Below are 22,119 nucleotides of genomic sequence, written 5' to 3' on the forward strand. Positions count from 1 at the left end.
GCCCTTCCACGTCGGTACCCGGGGCTCAGCCCCAGGTGATCAGGCGCTTCGGGTACTCCAGGATGCCCGCCACGTCGGCCAACACCTTGGAGCCCAGTTCCCCGTCCACCAGGCGGTGGTCGAAGGAGAGCGCCAGCGTGGTCACCTGCCGGGGGACCACCTTGCCCTTGTGCACCCAGGGCAGTTCCCGGACCGCGCCGAACGCGAGGATCGCCGCCTCCCCCGGGTTGAGGATCGGGGTGCCGGTGTCGACGCCGAAGACGCCGACGTTGGTGATCGTGACCGTGCCGCCCTGCATGTCGTTCGGCGAGGTCTTGCCCTGGCGGGCGGTGTCGACCAGCTCGCCGAGCGACACCGCCAGGCCCGCGAGCGTCTTGCCGCCCGCGTCCTTGATGTTGGGGACGATCAGGCCGCGCGGGGTGGCCGCGGCGATGCCGAGGTTCACCTGGCCCTTGATCACGATCTCCTGGGCCGCCTCGTCCCACTGGGCGTTGATCTCGGGATGGCGCTTGATCGCGGTGAGCAGCGCCCGGGCGACCAGCAGCAGCGGGCTGACCCGGACGTCCCGGCCCAGCTCGCCGCTCTCCTTGAGCCGGCGGACGAACTTCATCGTGCGGGTGACGTCGACCTGGACGAACTCGGTGACGTGCGGGGCGGTGAAGGCCGAGGCCACCATCGCCTGCGCGGTCGCCTTGCGGACGCCCTTGATCGGCACCCGGACGTCGCCCGCGGCCGCGGCGACCGGCTGTGCGGGGACGGCCGGCTCGGTGACCGCCGCCTCCACCGGGACCTCGGCCGGGGCCGCCGCCGGAGCGGTGGCGGCCGCCGCGTGGGCGTGCAGGTCCTCGCGGGTGATGACGCCGTCGGGGCCGGTCGGGGTGACGGCCCGCAGGTCGATCCCGAGGTCCTTGGCGAGCTTGCGCACCGGCGGCTTGGCCAGCGGGCGGTCGCCGGTGACGGCGGCGGACGGCTCGGGCACCGCCGCGGGCGCGGGGACCGCGACGGGCGCCGGTACCGCGACCGGTGCCGCGACGAGCGCCGGGACCGCGACGGCGGTCGCCACCACGGTGGTGCGACGGGCCCGCCGCTGGGCGACGCCGGTCCGCGGACCGTAGCCGACCAGCACCTCGCGGCGCTCGGGCTCGGCGTCGGAGGCCGGGGCCGGGGCCGCGGCGGCCGGGGCGGCGGCGGCCGGGGCGGCGGCGACGGGCGCGGGTGCCCCCACCTCCCCGGCCACCGCGACCGAGATGATCACGGTGCCGACGTCGACCGTCGCGCCCTCCGGGAAGAACAGCTGCTCGACGACCCCGTTGAACGGGATCGGCAGCTCCACGGCGGCCTTCGCGGTCTCCACCTCGCAGACGACCTGGCCGTCCGTCACGGTGTCACCGGGCTTGACGTACCAGCTGAGGATCTCGGCCTCGGTGAGGCCCTCGCCGACGTCGGGCATCTTGAACTCGCGGAGCGAGCGAACTTCGGTGGTCATCTTCGCTCCCCGCTCAGTAGGCGAACGCGCGGTCGACGGCGTCGAGCACGCGGTCCAGGTCGGGCAGGAACGCCTCCTCGACCCGGGACGGCGGATACGGCGCGTGGTAGCCGCCGACCCGCAGGATCGGCGCCTCCAGGTGGTAGAAGCAGCGCTCCGTGAGGCGGGCGGCCAGCTCGGCGCCCATGCCCAGGAAGACCGGCGCCTCGTGGACCACGATGCCGCGCCCGGTGCGCTTGACCGACTCCTCCAGGGCGGTGAAGTCCACCGGGGAGAGCGAGCGCAGGTCGATGACCTCCAGCCGGCGGCCGTCCTCCTCGGCGGCCGCGGCGGCCTCCAGGCAGACCTTGACCATCGGGCCGTAGGCGATCAGCGTGGCGTCGCTGCCGGGGCGGACGATCCGGGCGTCGTACAGCCCGAGGTCGGCGCTCACGCCGACCTCGCCCTTGTCCCAGTAGCGGCGCTTGGGCTCCAGGAAGATCACCGGGTCGTCCGACTCGATGGCCTGGCGCAGCATCCAGTGCGCGTCGTGCGCGTTGGAGGGGGAGACCACGCGCAGACCGGCGGTGTGCGCGAAGTAGGCCTCGTGCGACTCGCTGTGGTGCTCGACCGCGCCGATGCCGCCCGCGTACGGGATGCGGACGGTGACCGGCATCTTCACGTGTCCGAGCGCACGGGCGTGCATCTTGGCCAGCTGGGAGACGATCTGGTCGAAGGCCGGGTAGACGAAGCCGTCGAACTGGATCTCGACCACCGGGCGGTAGCCGCGCAGGGCCAGGCCGATCGCGGTGCCGACGATGCCGGACTCGGCGAGCGGGGTGTCGATCACCCGGTCCTCGCCGAAGTCCTTCTGCAGGCCGTCGGTGATCCGGAAGACGCCGCCGAGCTTGCCGATGTCCTCGCCCATCAGGACGGTCTTCGGGTCGCTCTCCAGCGACTTCCGCAGGGCGTCGTTGAGCGCCTTGGCGATGCTGAGCTGACCGGCCATCAGAGGTTCTCCCCCGCCTCGAAGGAGGCCGCGTACTCGACGTACCCGGCCCGTTCCTCATCGACCAGCGTGTGCGGCTCGGCGTAGACGTGGTCGAAGATCAGGGTGGGGTCCGGGTCCGGCATGCTGCGCACGCCCTCGCGCACCCGCAGCCCGAGCTGCTCGCTCTCGGCGTCGACCGAGGCGAAGAACTCCTCGTCGGCCAGGCCCTCCCGCTCCAGGTGGGCCTTGAGCCGGCTGATCGGGTCCTTGGCCTTCCAGGCCTCGGTCTCCTCGGTGGGCCGGTAGCGGGTCGGGTCGTCGGAGGTGGTGTGCGCGCCCATCCGGTAGGTGAACGCCTCGATCAGGACCGGGCCGTTGCCGCTGCGCGCGTGCTCCAGTGCCCAGCGGGTGACGGCCAGGCAGGCCAGCACGTCGTTGCCGTCGACCCGGACGCCCGGGAAGCCGAAGCCGGAGGCGCGGCGGTACAGCGGGATCTTGGTCTGGGTGGTGGTGGGCTCGGAGATCGCCCACTGGTTGTTCTGGCAGAAGAACACCACCGGCGAGTTGTAGACCGAGGCGAAGGTGAAGGCCTCGTTGACGTCGCCCTGGCTGGAGGCACCGTCGCCGAAGTACGCGATGACCGCGTCGTCGGAGCCGTCCTTGGTGATCCCCATCGCGTAGCCGGTGGCGTGCAGGGTCTGCGCGCCGATCACGATGGTGTAGAGGTGGAAGTTCTTCTCGTTCGGGTCCCAGCCGCCGTGGTTCACGCCGCGGAACATCCCGAGCAGGTTCAGCGGGTCGACGTCGCGGCACCAGGCGACGCCGTGCTCGCGGTAGGTCGGGAAGGCGTAGTCGCCCGGGCGCAGCGCGCGCCCGGAGCCGACCTGCGCGGCCTCCTGGCCGAGCAGCGAGGCCCACAGGCCGAGCTCGCCCTGGCGCTGCAGGGAGGTCGCCTCGGCGTCGAACCGGCGCACCAGCACCAGGTCGCGGTAGAGGGCGCGAAGCTCCTCCGGCTCCACGGTGAGCGGGTAGTCCGGGTGCTCGACCCGCTCGCCTTCCGGGGTGAGCAGCTGCACGAGCTCCGGCTGGGCGTCCGTACCCGTGGCGCGGAGGGTCTCAGGGACGCCGGGGGCCGCCTTCTTGCGGGCCCTCGCCGTGCTTTTGACGGTCACGTTCACTCCTCGGTCTGTCCGGCCGCCCGGGGTCGCCGGTGACCGGTCCGGTCACCGCTCCGCGGGGCGCGCGTGGGTGTGCGCACCTACTGCGGGGCAGGTGGTGTTCCTCTTCCGACGGCGCCCTCACGAGAACGTTACCCAGCGTCCGCCCCCGGCGCGTCTGCGCTAGGACGTCCTAGTTGTTGGGTGCCGACAACTGCGGGTGTGGCGCAGCTCTCAATTCGGTCGCCTTCAGGACACCTGCGCACGTTATCCGGGCAGGAGCTCCCGCGTAAGGGGGTTACCGGCATCGCTTTCTCCCGCTCTGGCCGGATCACGCCCCTGCCGTGGTGGGGGCGATAGGTCTTCCGTACGGTGATATGGGAGGCTTTGCGCGTGACTGATAACGGACAAATCAGGGTATTCCTGCTCGACGACCATGAGGTGGTCCGGCGGGGCGTCCACGAACTCCTCTCGGTCGAGGACGACATCGAGGTGGTCGGCGAGGCCGGCACCGCCGCCGAGGCGCTCACCCGGATCCCGGCCGTCCACCCCGACGTCGCGGTCCTCGACGTCCGCCTCCCGGACGGCAACGGCGTCGAGGTGTGCCGGGAGATCCGCTCCCGGATGCCGGAGATCAAGTGCCTGATGCTGACCTCCTTCTCCGACGACGAGGCGCTGTTCGACTCGATCATGGCCGGGGCCTCCGGCTACGTGCTGAAGGCGATCCGCGGCACCGACCTGATCACCGCCGTGCGGGACGTCGCGGCCGGGAAGTCGCTGCTCGACCCGGTGGCCACGAGCAGGGTGCTGGCCCGGCTCCGGGACGGCGGCGAGAAGGAGGACGAACGACTGGCCCAGCTCACCAAGCAGGAGCGCCGCATTCTGGACCTGATCGGCGAAGGGATGACCAATCGTCAGATCGGGAACGAGTTGCACCTCGCGGAAAAGACGGTCAAGAACTACGTCTCCAGTCTGCTCGCCAAGATGGGGATGGAGCGGCGGACCCAGGCGGCCGCCTTCGTCGCACGGCACCAGGCGGACCACCAGCACTGATCCGCCGAGTGCACATATCTGACGACTTGTCAAGGACCCCCGCCGGGGGGCCCTAACCTCTGGCTGTGACTTTCAGCCAGACCCTTGCCTGTGCACCAGCCCGCCCCGACCTCTCGGCCCCGCCGATAGGAACCCTCAGCCCGCCCGTACCGCACGCCGCCCTCGCCGAGGTCCTCCGCCGGTACCGGGTGGGCCGCCTGCTCACCGCCGAACCCGTCGCCGAAGGCCTGCTGAACCGGGGCTACCGCGTCACCACCGAAGCCGGCACCTACTTCCTGAAGTGCTACGTCGACGCCGCGACCGCCGGCCGCGAGGCGGTCACCGGCCACCACCGCGCCATGGCCGCGCTCGCCGCCCTGGGACTGCCCGTCATGCCCCCGCTGGCCCTCGCCGAACGGGCCTGCACGGTCGCCGCGTTCGGCGGCCGGCTGTTCGCGCTCTTCCCCTGGGTGGATGGCCGACACCGGCACGGTACGGAGCTCTCCGTACCGCAGTGCGACGACCTCGGCACGCTGCTCGGCCGACTGCACGGCGCCCTCGACGACGTCTGCGCCCCCACCGAGCAGCCCCTCGGCTACCGAAGCGCCGACCCCCTCGACAGCTCGACACTGGCCCGTGAACTCCGTTCGCACGCCGGCGACCACCGCCCCTACGACGAGCTGGACGCCCTGGTCGTACGCCGGCTCACCGAACGGCTGGAGCTGCTCGCCGAGCACGCGCACCGCCGGCCCGCCCCGCGGACCGCCCCGCCCACCGGCTGGACGCACGGCGACTTCCACGGGCTCAACCTGCTGCACGACGGCGACCGGATCTCAGCGGTCCTCGACTGGGACAAGCTCGGGCCTCAACCGCGCGCCGAGGAGGCCGTCCGCGCGGCCACCCTGGTCTTCAACGACCGGGCCACCGGGGTACTCGACCTCGTCCGCGTCCGGCACTACTCGCAGTCGTACCGGGCCACCGGGGCCGCCACCGCCGAGCACCTGGCCGCAGCCGTGCACCGGGTCTGGTGGGAGCGGCTGAACGACTTCTGGATGCTCCAGTGGCGCTACCAGCGGGGCGACCACCGGGCCGACCCGCTCTACCCCGCCTCCGCGGGTCAGTTGGCGTGGTGGTGCCAGGAGTACGAGCAGGTCCTGGACGCCTTCGCCAACTGACCCCGCGGGGCGGCGGCCGCCCTCACGGATCGGCCGCCGCCCCGGCGGATCAGCCGCCCGCCGGCGGGGTGGGGGGCTGAACCGGCGGCTTCGGCGTGGTGCCGCCCGCCGGCTGGGTGGCCGGCTGCGACGTCGGCACCGGCTGCTGGGTCGCCGGCGGGGCCGACGTCGGAGCGGTCGTCCCGCTGCCGCCCGTCCCGGTGGTCGGGGCGGTGGGCGGCGGGGTGGTCTCCGGCCCCGTCGGCGTCGTGGACGGCGTCGGCGGCTTGCTGCCGGGGACGCTCGGCGTCGGCGACATCGGGTGCTTGCCGCCCGAGGTCGCCGGCGGCTGGCTCTGGTTGCCGCTGTTGTTGCCGTTGCCGCCGCCGTTGCCGTTGTCGGTCGGCTGCTGCGGCCGCCTGCTGTTCGGGGTGGTCGGAGCCTGGGTCAGGCTGCCCCCCGTGGTGGGCGCGGTGGCCTCCGGCGCGGTCGACACCACGCTGGACGACGGGGTGGTCTCGCCGGGCTTGCCGCCCTCGCCGTCGTCCGAGCCGCTGAGCGCCAGTGCGATGCCGACGCCTGAGGCGACGATCACCGCCACGATGCCGGCGACCCAGCGCCACGGCCCGCGCCGGCCGGAGCCGCCGCGCCCGTGCCCGTGCCCGTCGCCGCCACCACCGCCACCGGACCCGTCGCCACCGCCGCCGTACGGTCCGCCGACCGCCGGGTAGGGCGAGGACGGGGTCTGCGGCCCGCCCGGCACCTGGTACGGCAGCACCGTCGTCGGGTCGCCGGGGATCCCGGCGCCGAGCACCGCGGTCTCGTCCGTGCCGGGCATCGGCACGCCGTGGCCCTGCCCGGCCGCGGCCAGCCCGGCGGCACCGGACCCGGCCGCCCAGGCACCCGTGCCGCCGTGCAGCTCGCGCAGCGCGTGCTCCAGGTGGGCGCGGAACTCGTCGGCGTCCTGGAAGCGGTCGTCCGGGTTCTTGGCCAGCGAGCGCAGCACCAGCGGGTCGAGCGCCGCCGGAACCCGCGGGTTCGCCTGCGAGGGCGGCACCGGCATGTCCTGGACGTGCTGGTAGACCACCGAGAGCGGGGTGTCGCCGGTGAACGGCGGGCGCAGCGTCAGCAGCTCGTAGAGCATGCAGCCGGCCGCGTACAGGTCGGAGCGGTGGTCGACGGGCTTGCCGAGCGCCTGCTCGGGCGAGAGGTACTGCGGGGTGCCCATGACCATGCCGGTCTGGGTCATGGTGGAGGCGGTGCCGGTGAGCGCGCGGGCGATGCCGAAGTCCATCACCTTGACCGCGCCGGTGGTCGTGATGATCACGTTGGCCGGCTTGATGTCACGGTGCACGATGCCGTGCCGGTGGCTGTAGGCGAGCGCCTCCAGCACCCCGGCGATGATGAGCAGCGCCTGGTCGATCGGCGGCTCCGCCTCGTCCACCAGGAGTTCGCGGACGGTCCGGCCCTCGACCAGCTCCATCACGATGTACGGCGTCGACTCCTCGCCGACGTACTCCTCGCCGGTGTCGTACACCGAGACGATCGCGTGGTGGTTGAGCGCGGCGACGGCGTGCGCCTCGCGGGTGAAGCGGAGCCTGGCGATCTCGTCCTGGGCCAGCTCGCCGCGGAGCAGCTTGACCGCCACGGTCCGGCCGAGCCTGACGTCCTGGGCGGCGAGCACCTCGGCCATGCCGCCGCGGCCGAGCCGGTGGGTCAGCCGGTAGCGGCCGTCGCCGACCGTCCCCAGCGGGGCGGCGGTGCCCCGGCCCGGCGTCTGCGGGCCGCCGAACGGCGGGAGGGCGGAGGTGGCGGCGTCGCTACCCGTGCCGGGCGTCATCGGAGCTCCGCCGGCCGCACCGGGCGCCCAGGCTCCCCCGTCGTCGTCCGGATGCTGCGTCTGTGCCATCGCTCCTCGCCCCGGGCCTTCGCTCGGATCGCGGTGCCCTGTCGCCTCGTGTCCCCGAACGCTACCGCTTCCGGCCTGCCCCCGTAGCACGCCCGATTCGGATGGAACGCGTCAGAGCAGGCCATTCCGGTCGGCCGGACCGTCCAGGTGGAGCACGGTCGCGGTCCGCCCGGCGCTGCGCGAGGTCGTCCCCGAGTCGGTCTCGTTGTTGGCCCGGTTGACCACGATGGCGATGATGATGACCGCCAGCACGATCACGCCGACGATGATGCCGACGATCACCAGGGCCGTCGAGCAGCCGCCGCTGTTCGACGCGGGGGCCGGCTGGAACGGCGGCGCCGGCATCGGCTGCGGCGGCGGGGTGTGCGCCTGCGGGAACGGCTGCGGGGTCTGGAACGCCGGCGGCGGGGTCTGGTAGGCCTGCGGCGGCGGGGTGTGCGCCTGCTGCGGGAACGGCGGCGGCGCGGTCTGGAAGGCCGGCGGCGGCGTCTGGTAGGCCTGCGGCTGGTGGAACGGCGGCGGCGTCTGCGGGGCCTGCGGAGCGTGCGGGGCCGGCGGGGCGGCGTGCACCGAACGCGGGCCGTCGGTGATCACCAGCGGCGAACTGGCCGCCAGCGGGCTGCCGCCGCCCTTGACCGCCGCGATCAGCCGCTCGGCCTCGTCCCGCATCGCGGCCGCGCTCGGGAACCGGTGCGCCGGGTCCTTCCGCAGCGCCGTGGCGACGAACTCGTCGACCGCCGGGTTGAGCGCCCGGTTGAGCGCGGACGGCGCCGGCGGCTCCTCCTGGACGTGCTTGTAGGCGATCGAGAAGGCCGAGTCGCCGTCGAAGACCAGCTGACCGGTGATCATCTCGAAGAGCATCACGCCGACCGAGTAGAGGTCGGAACGGGCGTCCACCGGCTTGCCGAGCGCCTGCTCGGGCGAGAGGTACTGCGGGGTGCCGACCACCATGCCGGTCTGCGTCATCGACGTGACGCCGCTCTCCAGCGCGCGGGCGATGCCGAAGTCCATGACCTTGACGACGCCCTTGCGGTCGAACATGACGTTGCCGGGCTTGATGTCACGGTGCACCAGGCCCTGGTCGTGCGAGGCCTCCAGCGCGTTCAGCACGCCGACGGTGACCCGCAGCGCCTCCTCGACCGGCATCGCACCGTGCTGGGCGACCGCCTCGTTGATCGCGTCGCGCAGGCCCTTGCCGTCGACCAGCTGCATCACGATGAACGGAGTGGTGGAGCCGTCGGGGGCGACGTCCTCACCCGTGTCGTAGACCCGGACGATGTTCTCGTGCTCCAGCCGGGCCACGGCCTGCGCCTCACGGCGGAACCGCTCCTTGAACGACTCGTCCCGACCGAGCTCGGCGTGCATGCTCTTCAGCGCCACCGACCGCTTCAGCACGTTGTCGTAGGCGAGGTGCACGGAGGCCATGCCGCCCTCGCCCAGCACCCGCTGCAGCACGTACCGGCCGTTGCCCAGGGAGTAGCCCTCGACCGCCGCGTTGCCGTGCTCGCTCATGGTCCTCTGCTCCCCCTCGGCGCGGCGGTGCCGCCGCGACCGTGACGTTCGGTCTCGTCCGTACGTGTCCGGGCCCGGCCCGCTGGCCTGCCCTGCCCCTGTCGCCGCGCTCGCCCGGCCTGCGACAGGGGCCCAGGGTATCGGCTCGCGGTGACGGTGATCGGCCCAGGGCCGACACTGTGTCCGGTCCGCGACCCGGTACCGGTCGGTAGTGCGTTCGGCACCGGGTCGTCGTGGTACGCCCGATGCCGTGGCGGCCGGGGCGGTGCCCCGGCCCGCCGGTCCCGCGGTGGTCCTGCGGTGCCCCGCCGCGGGTCGACGGGGCCTCCGGGCCTACAGGTACGGGCCGGAGCGGATGCCGCGGCCCTCGCCCGGCTCGTCACCCTCCGGATCGCCGCCGTGCAGACCGGGCGGCAGTGCCCGCCGCATCTGCTCCAGCTGCGCCCGCGCCGCCATCTGCTGTGCGAACAGGGCCGTCTGGATGCCGTGGAACAGGCCCTCCAGCCAGCCCACCAGCTGCGCCTGCGCGATCCGCAGCTCGGCCTCGGTCGGGATCGAGTCCTCGGTGAACGGCAGTGAGAGCCGTTCCAGCTCGGCGACCAGCTCGGGGGCCAGACCGAGCTCCAGCTCCTTGATCGAGCTGGCGTGGATGTCCTTCAGCCGGGCGCGGCTGGCCTCGTCGAGGGGAGCCGCCCGGACCTCCTCCAGCAGCTGCTTGATCATGCTGCCGATCCGCATGACCTTGGCCGGCTGCTCGACCATCTCGGTCACCGGCAGTTCACGCGGGCCGTCACCGTCGTCGTTCCCCGGCACGCCGGCCATCCCCTGGCCCACCGGCAGCCCGTCCGGTCCGACGATCAGCACCTTCTGGCCGTCCTGCGACTGCCCGCCCATGCCCTGGTAGAGCTCCTGCGACGAGCGCTCGTTCATCGGATTCGTCATGAACCACATTCTCCCTCACTGGGGTTGGTCGGGTGGAGGCCCCCGACCGCATCGCCCCCGGTCCGGCACCGGCCGCCGCGTCGGCGCCGCTGCCTTCCCGGACACGACGCTACGCCCCGCGGCCGGGGTGGCGGTATCCGTACGGATACTCAGTTCTCGGGGATCCGGGCCGCACCCCCGGGCCGCGCTGCCGGGCGGGCCGGGAGGGCACCGGGCCGTCCCGGTGCCCCCGGCGGTCGCCGCTCAGCCCCTGCGCAGCCGGAGGCCGATCAGGCCCAGCCCGCACCCGATCAGGCCGAGACCGGCCCCGAGCGGCAGCTGGAGCGTGGAGGCGTCGCGCCAGTGCGCGGGCAGCACGGCCGTCACCGCCGCGGCCTGCGGGTCGGGCCGGCCGAACGCCAGGGCCGAGCTCCCCGTGGTGTCGGCCGAGTCGGCGGGGCCCCCGGTCGCGTCGGGGGCCGCCGCGGGCCCGGTCGCCCCGGCCTCGACCGGCTGCTCCGGGACCGGCTCGACGGGCTGCTCCCGGCCGCGCTCCGGAGCCGACCGCACGCGTTCGGGCGCCGGGCCCGGACGGTGCCGGTACCAGCCCTGGTCGCGGTCGGCCCGGGGCCCGCCGGGGCCGGGCCGGGGGTGGACGCCCTGGGCCCGCGGCGGTGCGGCGGGGGCGAGGCCGGTGGCGACGGCGGAGGTGACGGCGGTGGTGACGGCGGTCGCGGACGCCGCAGGAGCGGGCGAGGTGCCCGGCACCGGCTTCGGTTCCGGTTGCACTTCGGGGAGCGCCGACGGTGCGGGCTCCGGGACGGCCGACCCGGGCTCCACCGCGGGCTCGGGCTCCGCCTCCACCGCGGGCTCGGGCTCGGCGGAGGCGCCGCCGGTGGCCGCAGGGGCGTCCGACGGGGTGGCGGCGGCGGTGGGTTCCGCGGCGGGTTCCGCGGCGGGTTCGGCGGACGGATCCGCCGGGGCCGGGGAGGGCGGTCCGGAGCGCACCACCCCACCCGCGTCCGGCCCGTCCGGCTCCGCGGGCCCGTCCGGCCCGGCCGGTGCGCCCGCCCCGTCCGGTGCCACGGCCGCGGGAGGCGTCACGGAGACGGCCGGGGCGAGGGGGACGGCGCGCACGGCGGAGGAGCCGGGCCCGGCGGGAACGGCGACCGCCACCGGGGCCGCCAGCGGCACGGCGAGGCCGAGTACCGCCAGCACCAGCAGCCGCCGCGAGCACCGCTCGGCGCGCCGGGCGCGGACACGCCCGGCGCGGCCGGATCGGCTGGAACGGCGGTGCGACAAGGCTGCGGGCAGCGGCCCGAGGAACGCGTACGAAGGTGCGGCCACGGTCGAGGTCCTTCCGCGACGGCCGACCGCGCAGGGCGGGATCGGCGGCGGGACAGCTCCCGACCAGACTCACACAATCCGACATTCAGGGCATTTCGAACGGCTGCCCACCAGGCGCGCCCGACTCCCGCCCCGACCGGCGCCCTGGCCGGCGTCCCGCCTCAGACCCGCAGCACCACCTTGCCGACCTGCTCGCCGGCCTCCACCACCCGGTGCGCGTCGGCCGCGTCGGCCAGCGGCAGCACCCGGTCGACCACCGGCTTCACCACCCCCGACTCCACCAGCGGCCAGACGTGCTCGCGCACCGCCGCCACGATCGCCGCCTTCTCGGCGAGCGGCCGGCCCCGCAGATTGGTCGCGATCACCGCGCCGCGCTTGCGCAGCAGCGTGTTGAGGTTGAGATCCCCCTGCACCCCGCCCTGCAGCCCGATGACCACCAGGCGCCCGTTGACCGCCAGGGCGTCCACGTTCCGCTGCAGGTACTTGGCGCCCATGATGTCCAGGATCACGTCCGCCCCGGCCCCGCCGGTGGCCTCCCGGAGCACCTCGACGAAGTCCTGCTCCCGGTAGTCGATCAGGATGTCGGCGCCCAGTTCCGCGCACCGGGCCAGCTTGGCGGCACTGCCCGCCGTCACCGCCACCCGCGCGCCGACCGCCTTGGCCAGCTGGATCGCCATCGTGCCGATGCCGCTGGCGCCGCCGTGCAGCAGCACCGTCTCGCCCGGCCGCAGATGGGCGGTGAGGAACACGTTGGACCAGACCGTGCAGACGACCTCCGGCAGCGCGGCGGCCTGTTCCGGGGTCAGGCCCTTCGGCACCGGCAGCAGCTGGCCGACCGGGACCGCCACCTTCTCCGCGTACCCGCCGCCGACCAGCAGCGCGCAGACCTCGTCGCCGACCGCCCAGCCGGCCACCCCGGGGCCCAGTGCGGTGATCCGTCCCGCGCACTCCAGGCCGGGGTGGGGCGAGCTGCCGGGCGGCGGACTGTAGAGGCCCTGCCGCTGGAGCAGGTCGGCGCGGTTGACGGCGGTCGCCGCCACCTCGACCAGGACCTCGCCCTCGCCGGGCACCGGATCCGGCACCTCGGCCCAGACCAGCGCGTCGGGCCCGCCGGGTTCAGGAATCGTCATCGCATGCATGATCCCGACGCTACTCCGCGCCACCCCGCCCCGACCGGCCCGGGACACGCCCCTATCCGGCCAGTTCCGGCAGCACCACGGCGCCCGGCAGCCCGGCCAGCACCCGGCCCGGCAGGATCAGCTTGCCCCGCCGGCGCCCGCTGCCCACCAGGACGTACGGCGTCGCGGCCACCGCCGCGTCGACCAGCAGCGGCCAGTCCGCGGGCAGGCCGACCGGGGTGATGCCGCCGTACTCCATGCCGCTCCCCGCGACGGCGGCGTCCATCGGCGCGAACGACGCCTTGCGGGCCTCCAGGTGCCTGCGGACGGCCCGGTTGACGTCGACCCGGGTGGTCGCCAGGGCCAGGCAGGCCGCCAGGGTGGTGTCGCCGCCGCGCTTGGCGGCGACCACCACGCAGTTCGCCGAGACCTCCAGCGGTACGCCGTAGGTCTCGCAGAAGACGGCGGTGTCGGCCTTCTCCGGGTCGGTGTCCACGTACAGCACGGACCGGGCGGCCTCCCGGTCGTCCCAGTTCTTCAGGGCGTCCGCCACCGGGCCGGCCAGCGACTCACCGGCCTCCAGCGCCGGCGTGCAGGACTCGAAGGTTCCGAAGGGGAGTTGCGGTCGATCGCTCATGCTGCCCGACCCTACGTGCCGGCCGGACCCTTGATGACGATCACCCGGTCGGTGAGCTGCAGCGTCCGCGCCTCCGGCTCGTTGTAGTTGATCACCCGGCGGCCGCGGACCACCGCCACCACCAGGTCCTCGCACTCGCGCGGGCTGTGCCCGGCCTCGGCCCGGGTGACCGGGCGCTCGTACACGTCCAGGCCGTTGCCGTAGGTCAGCAGGTCCTCCATGACCTCGCCGGCGTGCGGGCTGAGCATCGACATCCCGAGCAGCCGCCCGGCCGAACTGGAGCTGGTGACCACGACGTTCGCGCCGCTCTGGCGGAGCAGCGGCGCGTTCTCGTCCTCCCGGACGGCGGCGACGATGGTGGCCGACCTGGTGAGCTGGCGGGCCGTCAGGGTGACCAGGGCGGCGGTGTCGTCCCGCTCCGGCGCGACCACCACCCGGGCGGCCGTGGGCAGTCCGGCCCGGATCAGGGTGTCGGCCCGGGTGGCGTCCCCGACCACGCCGACCAGGCCGTGCTGGGCGGCCTGGTCGATCACCTTGCGCTGCGGGTCGACCACCACGATCTCGTCCTTGCGCACCCCCTGGCCGAGCAGCGTGTCGACCGCGCTGCGACCCTTGGTGCCGTAGCCGATCACGACGGTGTGCTCGCGCACGGTGGACCTCCAGCGGTTCAACCGCCACTGCTGACGGGTGCGTTCGGTGAGCACTTCGAGGGTGGTGCCGACCAGGATGATCAGGAAGACCACCCGGAGCGGCGTGATCACGAGGATGTTGGTGAGCCGGGCGCCCTCGCTGTACGGGGTGATGTCGCCGTACCCGGTGGTGGAGAGCGTCACGGTGGCGTAGTACGCCGCGTCGAGGAAGCTCAGCCCGCCGCCGGCGTTGTCGTTGTACCCGGCGCGGTCCAGCCAGACGATCACCGTGGTGGCCACCAGCACGGCGAGCGCGATCAGCAGCCGGAAGCCGACCTGCCGGACGGCGGGCGCCGTCCGGCGGGCCGGCAGCACGATCCCGGCGTCCGCCCAGGGCTCCGTCCCGGGGGTGAGCGGTCCGGGGTACCGCTCGCGCCTGCGTCGGGTGTTCACGGTGCCTCCAGCAGCTCGACCGGGTCGCCGGCCGCGGTGCCGCCGGGCGGCACCACCGCCAGCGCGTCGGCCCGCGCCAGGCCGCGGAGCATCGCCGGTCCGTCGTAGGGGAGTTGGACGACACCGTGCTCGGTTCGGCGGACCGGCAGCAGCCGGGTGTCCACCGGGTGCCCGGGCAGGGCGTCGACAGCGGCCGCCAGCACCGGGCGGGCGGTGGAACGCCCGGCCAGCCCGTGCAGCAGCGGCAGGGCGAGCGTGACCGTCCCCGCCACCGCGGCCAGCGGATTGCCGGGCAGGCCCACCAGGTGGCGGCCGCCGGGCAGTTCGGCGAGCAGCATCGGGTGGCCGGGCCGGACGGCGACCCCGTCCACCAGCAGCCGGGCGCCGACCTCGGCGAGCGCCCGGTGCAGGAAGTCCACCGGGCCGGCGGCCGTCCCGCCGGTGGTGACCACCACGTCGGCGGTGGAGTGCCGCAGGGCGTCCCGCAGCAGGCCGAAGTCGTCCCGGACGGCGCGCGGCGCACCGGTCTCGGCGCCGGCCGCGCGCAGCCACGGCGGCAGCAGCGGGCCGAGCGCGTCGCGGACCAGGCCGGGCCGGGGCAGGCCGGAGTCGAGCAGTTCGTCGCCGAGCACCAGCAGCTCGACCACCGGACGGCGACGGACGGCCAGCAGGTCGTGGCCGCAGGCGGCGGCCAGGCCCAGCGTGGCCGGGCCGACCGGGGTGCCGGCCGGGAGCAGCGGCTCGCCCAGCCGGCACTCCTGGCCGCGCGGGCGGACGTCCTGGCCGGTGGTCAGCGAGCCGGGGGTGCGGTCGTACAGCAGCGTTCCCGTCGGCTCGCCGTGCTCACGGCGGAGGACGGCGGTGGCACCGGGCGGCAGCTGGGCCCCGGTGGCGATCTCCACGGCGGCGCCGTCGGCCAGCGGGCCGGTGGCGGGCCGTCCGGCCAGCTGCCGGCCCGCCACCCGCCAGGGGCCGGGGCCGGCGACCGCCCAGCCGTCCATCGCCGAGGTGTCGAAGGCGGGCAGGTCGGTGAGCGCGGCGAGCGGCTCGGCGAGGGTGTGGCCGAGCGTCTCGGCGAGCGGCAGCCGGAGCGGCGCGAGCGCGGTCCGGCCGGCCCGCCGGGCGGTCTCCCGGGCCCGCGACCAGCCGGTCGGACGGGCGGGGGTCGGCGGCTGGTCGAGCACGGCGAGGTCCTCCACCGCGCTCACGGCTGCCCCGGCGCGGGGTCCTGCGCCGCCCAGCGCTCGGCGAGGGCGGCGGTCCGCCGCGACGCCTCGGCGACGGCCTCCCGGCCGCCGCCCCGCTGGGCCGCCGCGTAGCCGATCAGAAAGGCGGTCAGCGGCGCGGCGGGCCGGGCCACCCCGTGGGCGACCACCCGGGCCAGGTCGAGCAGTCCGTGGACGTCGACGTCCAGGTCGATGTCCAGCTCGGTCCGGACCTCGGCGATCCAGTCATCCAGCGTGCGCTCCATGCGCCCCATGCTGCCTGATCGGTGGTTTCCCCGGCATGTTTGCCCGGTGAGCGGCGCGCGTCGTTTGGCTCACGCCGAGGTGCGGGCGGCCGTGAGCGACGGCCGGGCCTGCCCGGCGGATCGGGCCGAACCCGGCCGGATCCGGCCGTACCGGGCCGGAACGGGGCCGCGGCGCCCGGGCGGGCGCGGCACGCGGCGACGGCCGGGGGCGCCTCCCGGCCGACGGCCGGGGAAGGGCCACGCACCCGGGCCGGTCCGCAGGACACGCCGCCGGGGCCTCTCCCCGGGACCTCGTCGGATCGGCGCGCGGCGTCGGGGTGCGTGCACCGGCGGTGCGGAGAGGGGCCCTGGATCCCGTCCGGCCCAAGATCCTCATCCGCGTTCTAGCGGGTGTCCCGCTCGCGGGCCCGGGCGAGGTCCTCCCAGGTGTCGCAGTCGTAGGTGACGTCGTCGGTGTCGGCCAGCCGGAGGGTCGCCAGTCCTCCGGTCAGGCGGCGCAGCGGCAGCCCGGCCGGGTCACCGGCGGCGGCCAGCGCGGCCTTCAGGGCGGCGGAGCGGTAGGCGGCGGCGAGCGGCTGGTCGCGGCCCCCGGCGTCGACCAGCACGACCGCCTCGGTGTCCGGTCCGGCGCCGTCGAGGGCGGCGGCCAGCCGGCGGACGGTCCGCTCGTCGAGGAAGGGCAGGTCGGCGGCGAACAGCAGCACCAGTTCGGCCGTCGTCTCGGCCAGGCCCGCGGCGACGGCGGCCACCGGCCCGCCGCCGGGCGGCCGCTCGCGGGTCCAGCGGACACCGGGGCGGGCGGTGGGCCGGGCCGGGCCGACCACCACGGTGGTGCGGGCCCCGGCACAGGCGGCGAGCACCCGGTCCAGCAGGGTGGTCTCCCCCACGGTCAGGCCGGGTTTGTCCGCCCCGCCGAGCCTGCGGGCGGCGCCGCCGGCCGGGACGATCACGTCGTACGGCGTCATGCCGCCAGTATCCGCCGGACGGGTCAGGCCTCGTCCACTCCGGTGCCCGGCTCCGTCCCGGGACGGTCCGGGCCGCCGTCGGGGTCACCGTCGGAGTCGCGGTCGGGGCCGCCCTCCGGAGGCGCGGCGGGGCCGCCCGGCTCCACCGGCACCGCGCGCTCCGCCGACCGCGCCGTGTTGGCGGCGGCGCTCAGCTCCAGCACGGCCGGCAGGGTCAGCTCCCCGTACCGCTCGTTCACCGCGGCGGCCAACGCCTCCGGGTCCTCCGGGTGCTCGGCCAGCAGCCGGTCGAAGTCCTGGAGGTACTCACCGGTGAAGGCGAGCACCCGGGCCGCGTCGTCGCCCTGCCCGGGCGCCCGGTGGCCGGCGATCACCCGCTCGGCACCGAGCTCGGCGATCCGGCCGAGGTTGCGCGTCCACTCGGTGCGCTGCTCCGGCGTGGTGTCGGCGGTCCAGACGTGGGTGCCGTTGTAGACGAAGTCCCCGCCGACCACGGTCCCGGCGCTCGGCACGTGGACCACCGTGGAGCCGTCGCAGTCGCCCTGGCCGAGCAGCAGCACCCGGATCACCTGCCGGTCGACCATCAGCGGCTGGGGCAGCAGCGGGGCCGGTACCAGCGGGTGGTCCGGGATGTCGTCCCCGAACACCGGCTTCCACTGGGCGACCTTGGCCGCGGCGGTGCGCAGGATGCCGGCCACCACCGGGGGCGCGGCCAGCAGCTGGGCCTCGGGGAAGAGCCGGAGCACCTCCTCGGCACCGAAGTAGTGGTCGGGGTGGTGGTGGGTGACCACGATGGCGAGCAGCCGGCGGCCCTTGCCGGCCACCCACTCGGCCAGCTCGCGGCCTGCGCTCCGGGTGAGCTGGGCGTCGACCAGGATCGCGGTGCGCTCGCCGAGGATCAGCGTGGAGGTGGCGAAGAAGGCCGACTCGGGGCCGGTGAAGACGGCGGTCTCCAGCGGCCGCACCGGCGGCTCGGCGGCGGCCCCGTCGGCCGCGCCCGCCGGGGCGGCGTTCTCCTCGGGCGGGGACGACGTCACTGGCTGCTCCCTCTGGTCGGCGGTCCTGCAGGCGGGTGGTGCGGTCGGTCGTGCGGGCGGGCGGTCCTGCGTCTGCGGCCCCGTCCGGTGGCCGGCGGGGGTCCCTGCGGGCGGTCCCGGCCCGGGACCGGTCCGCGGTCCCGGCCGACGGGTGGCGGCCACCCGGCCGACGGCCGCTCCCCGCGCCCTACAGCATGGGAGCACGGCGCGCCGAAAGCGCGGAAGGCGCGCCCGGCGGGGCGCGCCTTCCCGATCGCGTGTCCGGGCCGGGCCCGGCCCCTCGGCCCTCGCCCCCGGCTCAGGCCTTTCCGCCGGTCAGCCGGGACAGCCGGTCGGCGATGCCCCAGGAGGTGACCCGCCAGAGCGCCTCGACCACGATGTGCCGGCTCATCTTGGACGCGCCGAGCTCCCGCTCGACGAAGGTGATCGGCACCTCGGCCACCTTGTACCCGGCCTTCACCGTGCGCCATGCCAGGTCGACCTGGAAGCAGTACCCGGCGGAGGCGACCTCGTCCATGCCCAGGCCCAGCAGGGTCTCCCGGCGGAACGCCCGGTAGCCGCCGGTGACGTCCCGGATCGGCACGCCGAGCATCAGCCGCGAGTAGGTCGAGCCGCCGCGCGAGAGCAGCAGCCGGGACTTCGGCCAGTTCACCACCCGGCCGCCCGGGACCCAGCGCGAGCCCAGCACCAGGTCGGCCCCGCGCAGCGCGGTGAGCAGCCGGTCCAGCTCCTCGGGCCGGTGCGAGCCGTCGGCGTCCATCTCGACCAGCACGTCGTAGCCCTGGTCGATGCCCCAGCGGAAGCCGGCCAGGTAGGCGGCGCCGAGGCCCTCCTTGCCCTTGCGGTGCATGACGTGCACGTGCTGGTCCTCGGCGGCCAGCTTGTCGGCCAGCTCTCCGGTGCCGTCCGGACTGTTGTCGTCGGCGACCAGGACGTGGACCTCGGGAACGGCGGCACGGACCCTGCCGACGATCCGCTCGACGTTCTCCGCCTCGTTGAACGTCGGAATGATCACCAGCACCCTGCCGAGATCAGCAAAACGCTGCTGGTTGACGGTCACGTACTAACCTCTCGGCCGGTGGCGGGAAGTGCCAGTCACCGTTGCCCGCACTCATCAGAAGACGTGGCCCCCGGCGGCGTCCCGCCGACCTGGAGACCACTGTGGAAAACACTGGGTCCTGGCATCCTACTACCGGACCCCCGGACCACCCCTCCGTCCGCGGCACTCCCGGCTCCCACCCGCCGTTTCCCCTGGGGAGCTGCCGGTCGGCTAGGGTCGATGCCCGGCCTTTGCCCGGACCACCCGCCCGCCCGGTGACCGCCGCCCGGCGACTCGGCCACCAGCCACCGCAGCAAAGGAGCAGGACCGCGCCCATGGACAAGCTCGTCAACACCGTCCGCCCGTACGCCTGGGGATCGGTCAGCGCCCTGCCCGAGCTGCTCGGGCAGGAGCCGACCGGCGAACCGCAGGCCGAGCTCTGGATGGGTGCCCACCCCGGCGACCCCTCCCGGGCCGACCGTGGCGACGGGCCGCGCCGGCTGGACGAGCTGATCGCCGCCGACCCGGAGCGCGAGCTGGGCGCCGCCTCGGTGGCCCGGTTCGGGCCCACCCTGCCGTTCCTGCTCAAGGTCCTCGCGCCCGGCATCCCGATCTCCATCCAGGCCCACCCCTCGCTCGACCAGGCCCGGGCCGGGTACGCCGCCGAGAACGCCCTGAGCATTCCGTTGGACGCCCCGCACCGCAACTACCGGGACTCCAACCACAAGCCCGAACTGATCTGCGCGCTGGGCGAGTTCGACGGCCTCTGCGGCTTCCGCAGGCCGGCCGAGGCGGCTGCCCTGCTGGCCGGCCTCAAGGTGCCCGCGCTGGCGCCGCTGATCGACCTGCTGGGTGCCGGGGACGAGTCCGAGGCGCTCAGCGGCGCCCTGGCCGCCGCCCTCGGCCTGGACGGCCCGACCGCCGGGGCCACGGTCCGGGACACCGCCGAGGCGGTCGACAAGGCCGCCGCCGGGGACCCGCACGGCCCGTACGCGCCGTACACCCGGATCACCCGCGACTTCCCCGGGGACCGCGGGCTGATCGCCGGCCTGCTGCTCAACCACGTCCGGCTCCGGGCCGGCCAGGCGCTCTACCTCGGCGCCGGTGTGCCGCACGCCTATCTGCACGGCGTCTGCGTGGAGCTGCAGGCCAACTCGGACAACGTGCTGCGCGCGGGGCTCACGCCCAAGCACATCGACGTGCCGGAGCTACTCAGGGTGGTGGAGTTCGCCGCCTGCTCGCCGGAGCCGCTGCTGCCCGTCCCGGTCGACGGGACGCCCGGGGAGGAGCTCTACCCCGTCCCGATCGACGAGTTCCGGCTCTCCCGGTTCACCCTGGACGGCCGCGAGCGGGAGGTGGACGGCCGCGCCCCGCAGATCCTGCTCTGCACCGCCGGCACCGCCCGGCTGACCGCGGCCGACGGCGACGTCCTGGACCTCGCCCGCGGCGAGTCCGTCTTCCTCCCGGCCGACGGCGCCCCGACCCGGCTCAGCGGCACCGGCGCCACCGTCTTCCGCGCCACCGTCACGCTCTGAACCCGGGGCCCCGGCGGCCCCGGGCGGGGACGTCGCCGAGCGCGGCCGTCAGTCCCGGGTCATGTCGACGAAGCGGGAGTAGTGGCCCTGGAAGGCCACCGTGATGGTGGCGGTGGGGCCGTTTCGGTGCTTGGCGACGATCAGGTCGGCCTCGCCGGCGCGCGGGGACTCCTTCTCGTAGGCGTCCTCGCGGTGGAGCAGGATGACCATGTCGGCGTCCTGCTCGATGGAGCCGGACTCACGCAGGTCGGAGACCATCGGCCGCTTGTCGGTGCGCTGTTCGGGACCACGGTTCAGCTGGGAGAGCGCGATCACCGGGACCTCCAGCTCCTTGGCCAGCAGCTTCAGGTTTCGCGACATGTCGGAGACCTCCTGCTGGCGGTTCTCGGCCCGGCGGGAGCCTCCGGACTGCATCAGCTGGAGGTAGTCGATGACGACCAGCTTGATGTCGTTGCGCTGCTTGAGCCGGCGGCACTTGGCGCGGATCTCCATCATCGACAGATTCGGCGAGTCGTCGATGAACAGCGGCGCCTCGCTGACGTCGGGCATCCGGCGGGCGACCCGGGTCCAGTCGTCGTCCGTCATGGAGCCGGAGCGCATGTGGTGCAGCGCCACCCGGGCCTCGGCGGAGAGCAGGCGCATGGCGATCTCGTTGCGGCCCATTTCGAGCGAGAAGATCACGCTCGGCAGCTTGTGGTGGATCGAGCAGGCCCGGGCGAAGTCCAGCGCCAGGGTGGACTTTCCCATCGCGGGACGGGCCGCGATGACGATCATCTGGCCGGGGTGCAGGCCGTTGGTCAGGGCGTCGAAGTCGGCGAAGCCGGTCGGCACTCCGGACATCTGGCCGTTGCGGGAGCCGATCGACTCGATCTCGTCGAGGGCGCCCTCCATGATGTCGGCGAGCGGCGCGTAGTCCTCGTTGGTGCGCTGCTCGGTGACGGCGTAGATCTCCGCCTGGGCGGCGTTGACGATCTCGTCGACGTCGCCCTCGGCGGCGTACCCCATGCCGGCGATCCGGGTACCGGCCTCGACCAGCCGGCGCAGCACCGCGCGCTCGTGGACGATCTCGGCGTAGTACTCGGCGTTGGCGGCGGTCGGGACGGAGTTGACCAGGGTGTGCAGGTAGCCGGGGCCGCCGACCCGCTGGAGCTCGCCGCGCTTGGTGAGCTCCCCGGCCACGGTGATCGGGTCGGCCGGCTCGCCGCGGGCGTAGAGGTCGAGGATCGCGCCGTGGATCAGCTCGTGCGCGGGCCGGTAGTAGTCGGCCGGCTTGAGCACCTCGACCACGTCGGCGATGGCGTCCTTGGAGAGCAGCATGCCGCCGAGGACGGACTGCTCGGCGGCGAGGTCCTGCGGGGGGACCCGCTCGAAGCCGTCGAGGCCGCCCTCGGCACGCTCGTCCTCGCCGTTCTGCCGCCGCTTGCCGCCGTCGCGCTGGAAGCCGCCGGAACCCCCGGACCCGCCGCCCTTGCCGCCCTTCTGGAAGCCGCCGGAGCCGCCCTGGCCCTGTCCGTCGCCGCGCGCGCGGGAGACCGGCAGCCGGTCCCCGGGGCCGTCCGGGAACGGGGCGTCGGCGAAGGCGCCGACGGGGAAGGGATCGTCGGCGGTCTGCCAGTCGTCCTCCGGCGGCGGGGCGTCGTGGTCGTCGTACTGGGGGCCGGTCACGCGTGTTCCCCGATCAGCGAGTGGTGCGAGTTGGAGCGGTCCTTGCCGGTGGCCGGCTGCGGCGGAGCCCGGTTTCCGCGCC

Annotated in this window: 18 protein-coding genes and 1 pseudogene; 3 read left to right on the plus strand and 16 right to left on the minus strand. The window is 74.7% G+C overall.

Annotated elements, in window-relative coordinates; translation table 11 throughout:
* Window positions 1-25 precede the first annotated feature (25 nt).
* Genes OG550_RS18560 through pdhA form a run of 3 tightly spaced genes read right to left on the minus strand, consistent with a single transcriptional unit; the run spans window position 26 to window position 3,628 of the window.
* A complete protein-coding gene (locus OG550_RS18560) occupies window positions 26-1,486 on the minus strand; it encodes a dihydrolipoamide acetyltransferase family protein (RefSeq protein WP_327678975.1) in 1,461 nt (486 codons plus the stop codon).
* Between the two features lie 13 nt (window positions 1,487-1,499).
* A complete protein-coding gene (locus OG550_RS18565) occupies window positions 1,500-2,474 on the minus strand; it encodes an alpha-ketoacid dehydrogenase subunit beta (RefSeq protein WP_442906015.1) in 975 nt (324 codons plus the stop codon).
* On the minus strand, window positions 2,474-3,628 hold the full coding sequence (pdhA, locus tag OG550_RS18570) for a pyruvate dehydrogenase (acetyl-transferring) E1 component subunit alpha (protein WP_442906016.1): 1,155 nt from the start codon (window positions 3,626-3,628) through the stop codon (window positions 2,474-2,476). The genes OG550_RS18565 and pdhA overlap by 1 nt, the downstream gene beginning before the upstream one ends.
* Window positions 3,629-4,006: 378 nt before the next feature.
* Between pdhA and OG550_RS18575 the strand changes: the two genes are divergently transcribed.
* Together OG550_RS18575 and OG550_RS18580 are read left to right on the plus strand one after the other, a co-directional pair.
* Complete coding sequence (locus tag OG550_RS18575) at window positions 4,007-4,666, plus strand: response regulator transcription factor (RefSeq protein ID WP_327678979.1); 660 nt, start codon at window positions 4,007-4,009, stop codon at window positions 4,664-4,666.
* A gap of 65 nt (window positions 4,667-4,731) precedes the next feature.
* Entirely contained in the window at window positions 4,732-5,820 is a 1,089-nt protein-coding gene (locus OG550_RS18580) for a phosphotransferase (RefSeq protein WP_327678981.1), read from the plus strand.
* Between the two features lie 49 nt (window positions 5,821-5,869).
* Here OG550_RS18580 and OG550_RS18585 read toward each other — a convergent pair whose 3' ends face one another.
* From OG550_RS18585 to OG550_RS18640, 12 genes and pseudogenes are all read right to left on the minus strand, one after another.
* Window positions 5,870-7,708 carry a protein kinase domain-containing protein gene (locus OG550_RS18585; RefSeq protein WP_327678983.1) on the minus strand — a complete coding sequence of 613 codons (1,839 nt, stop codon included), beginning with the start codon at window positions 7,706-7,708 and terminating at the stop codon, window positions 5,870-5,872.
* Between the two features lie 111 nt (window positions 7,709-7,819).
* A complete protein-coding gene (locus OG550_RS18590; RefSeq protein ID WP_327678985.1) occupies window positions 7,820-9,220 on the minus strand; it encodes a protein kinase domain-containing protein in 1,401 nt (466 codons plus the stop codon).
* 333 nt (window positions 9,221-9,553) lie between these two features.
* Complete coding sequence (locus tag OG550_RS18595) at window positions 9,554-10,162, minus strand: bacterial proteasome activator family protein (protein ID WP_442906017.1); 609 nt, start codon at window positions 10,160-10,162, stop codon at window positions 9,554-9,556.
* Between the two features lie 243 nt (window positions 10,163-10,405).
* The gene (locus tag OG550_RS18600) at window positions 10,406-11,488 is read right to left on the minus strand and encodes a hypothetical protein (protein ID WP_327678987.1); all 1,083 of its coding nucleotides are present in this window, start codon (window positions 11,486-11,488) and stop codon (window positions 10,406-10,408) included.
* Window positions 11,489-11,649: 161 nt separating this feature from the next.
* Window positions 11,650-12,627: an NAD(P)H-quinone oxidoreductase gene (locus OG550_RS18605; protein ID WP_327678989.1), complete on the minus strand. Its 978-nt coding sequence runs from the start codon at window positions 12,625-12,627 to the stop codon at window positions 11,650-11,652.
* A 52-nt stretch (window positions 12,628-12,679) separates the two neighbouring features.
* Window positions 12,680-13,243, minus strand: coding sequence for a YbaK/EbsC family protein (locus OG550_RS18610; protein ID WP_327678991.1), 564 nt, complete (start codon window positions 13,241-13,243; stop codon window positions 12,680-12,682).
* 11 nt (window positions 13,244-13,254) lie between these two features.
* On the minus strand, window positions 13,255-14,250 hold the full coding sequence (locus OG550_RS18615) for a potassium channel family protein (protein WP_327683960.1): 996 nt from the start codon (window positions 14,248-14,250) through the stop codon (window positions 13,255-13,257).
* Window positions 14,251-14,321: 71 nt separating this feature from the next.
* A complete protein-coding gene (locus OG550_RS18620) occupies window positions 14,322-15,524 on the minus strand; it encodes a molybdopterin molybdotransferase MoeA (RefSeq protein ID WP_327683962.1) in 1,203 nt (400 codons plus the stop codon).
* Window positions 15,525-15,529: 5 nt separating this feature from the next.
* A complete protein-coding gene (locus OG550_RS18625) occupies window positions 15,530-15,796 on the minus strand; it encodes a DUF6457 domain-containing protein (protein WP_327678993.1) in 267 nt (88 codons plus the stop codon).
* A gap of 395 nt (window positions 15,797-16,191) precedes the next feature.
* Window positions 16,192-16,761: pseudogene (gene mobA, locus OG550_RS18630) on the minus strand (molybdenum cofactor guanylyltransferase); the annotation flags it as partial.
* 23 nt (window positions 16,762-16,784) lie between these two features.
* Window positions 16,785-17,798: an MBL fold metallo-hydrolase gene (locus tag OG550_RS18635; RefSeq protein ID WP_327678995.1), complete on the minus strand. Its 1,014-nt coding sequence runs from the start codon at window positions 17,796-17,798 to the stop codon at window positions 16,785-16,787.
* A gap of 298 nt (window positions 17,799-18,096) precedes the next feature.
* Window positions 18,097-18,858 (minus strand): polyprenol monophosphomannose synthase, encoded by a 762-nt coding sequence (locus OG550_RS18640; RefSeq protein ID WP_327678998.1) that lies wholly within the window; start codon window positions 18,856-18,858, stop codon window positions 18,097-18,099.
* 314 nt (window positions 18,859-19,172) lie between these two features.
* On the opposite strand from OG550_RS18640, the gene manA reads away from it, so the two are divergent.
* Window positions 19,173-20,372 (plus strand): mannose-6-phosphate isomerase, class I, encoded by a 1,200-nt coding sequence (manA, locus tag OG550_RS18645; RefSeq protein WP_327679000.1) that lies wholly within the window; start codon window positions 19,173-19,175, stop codon window positions 20,370-20,372.
* A 48-nt stretch (window positions 20,373-20,420) separates the two neighbouring features.
* On the opposite strand, the gene dnaB is transcribed toward manA, so the two are convergent.
* Complete coding sequence (gene dnaB / locus OG550_RS18650) at window positions 20,421-21,911, minus strand: replicative DNA helicase (protein ID WP_327683964.1); 1,491 nt, start codon at window positions 21,909-21,911, stop codon at window positions 20,421-20,423.
* Window positions 21,912-22,119: the final 208 nt, after the last annotated feature.

This window comes from Kitasatospora sp. NBC_00458 (assembly GCF_036013975.1).
GTDB lineage: Bacteria > Actinomycetota > Actinomycetes > Streptomycetales > Streptomycetaceae > Kitasatospora.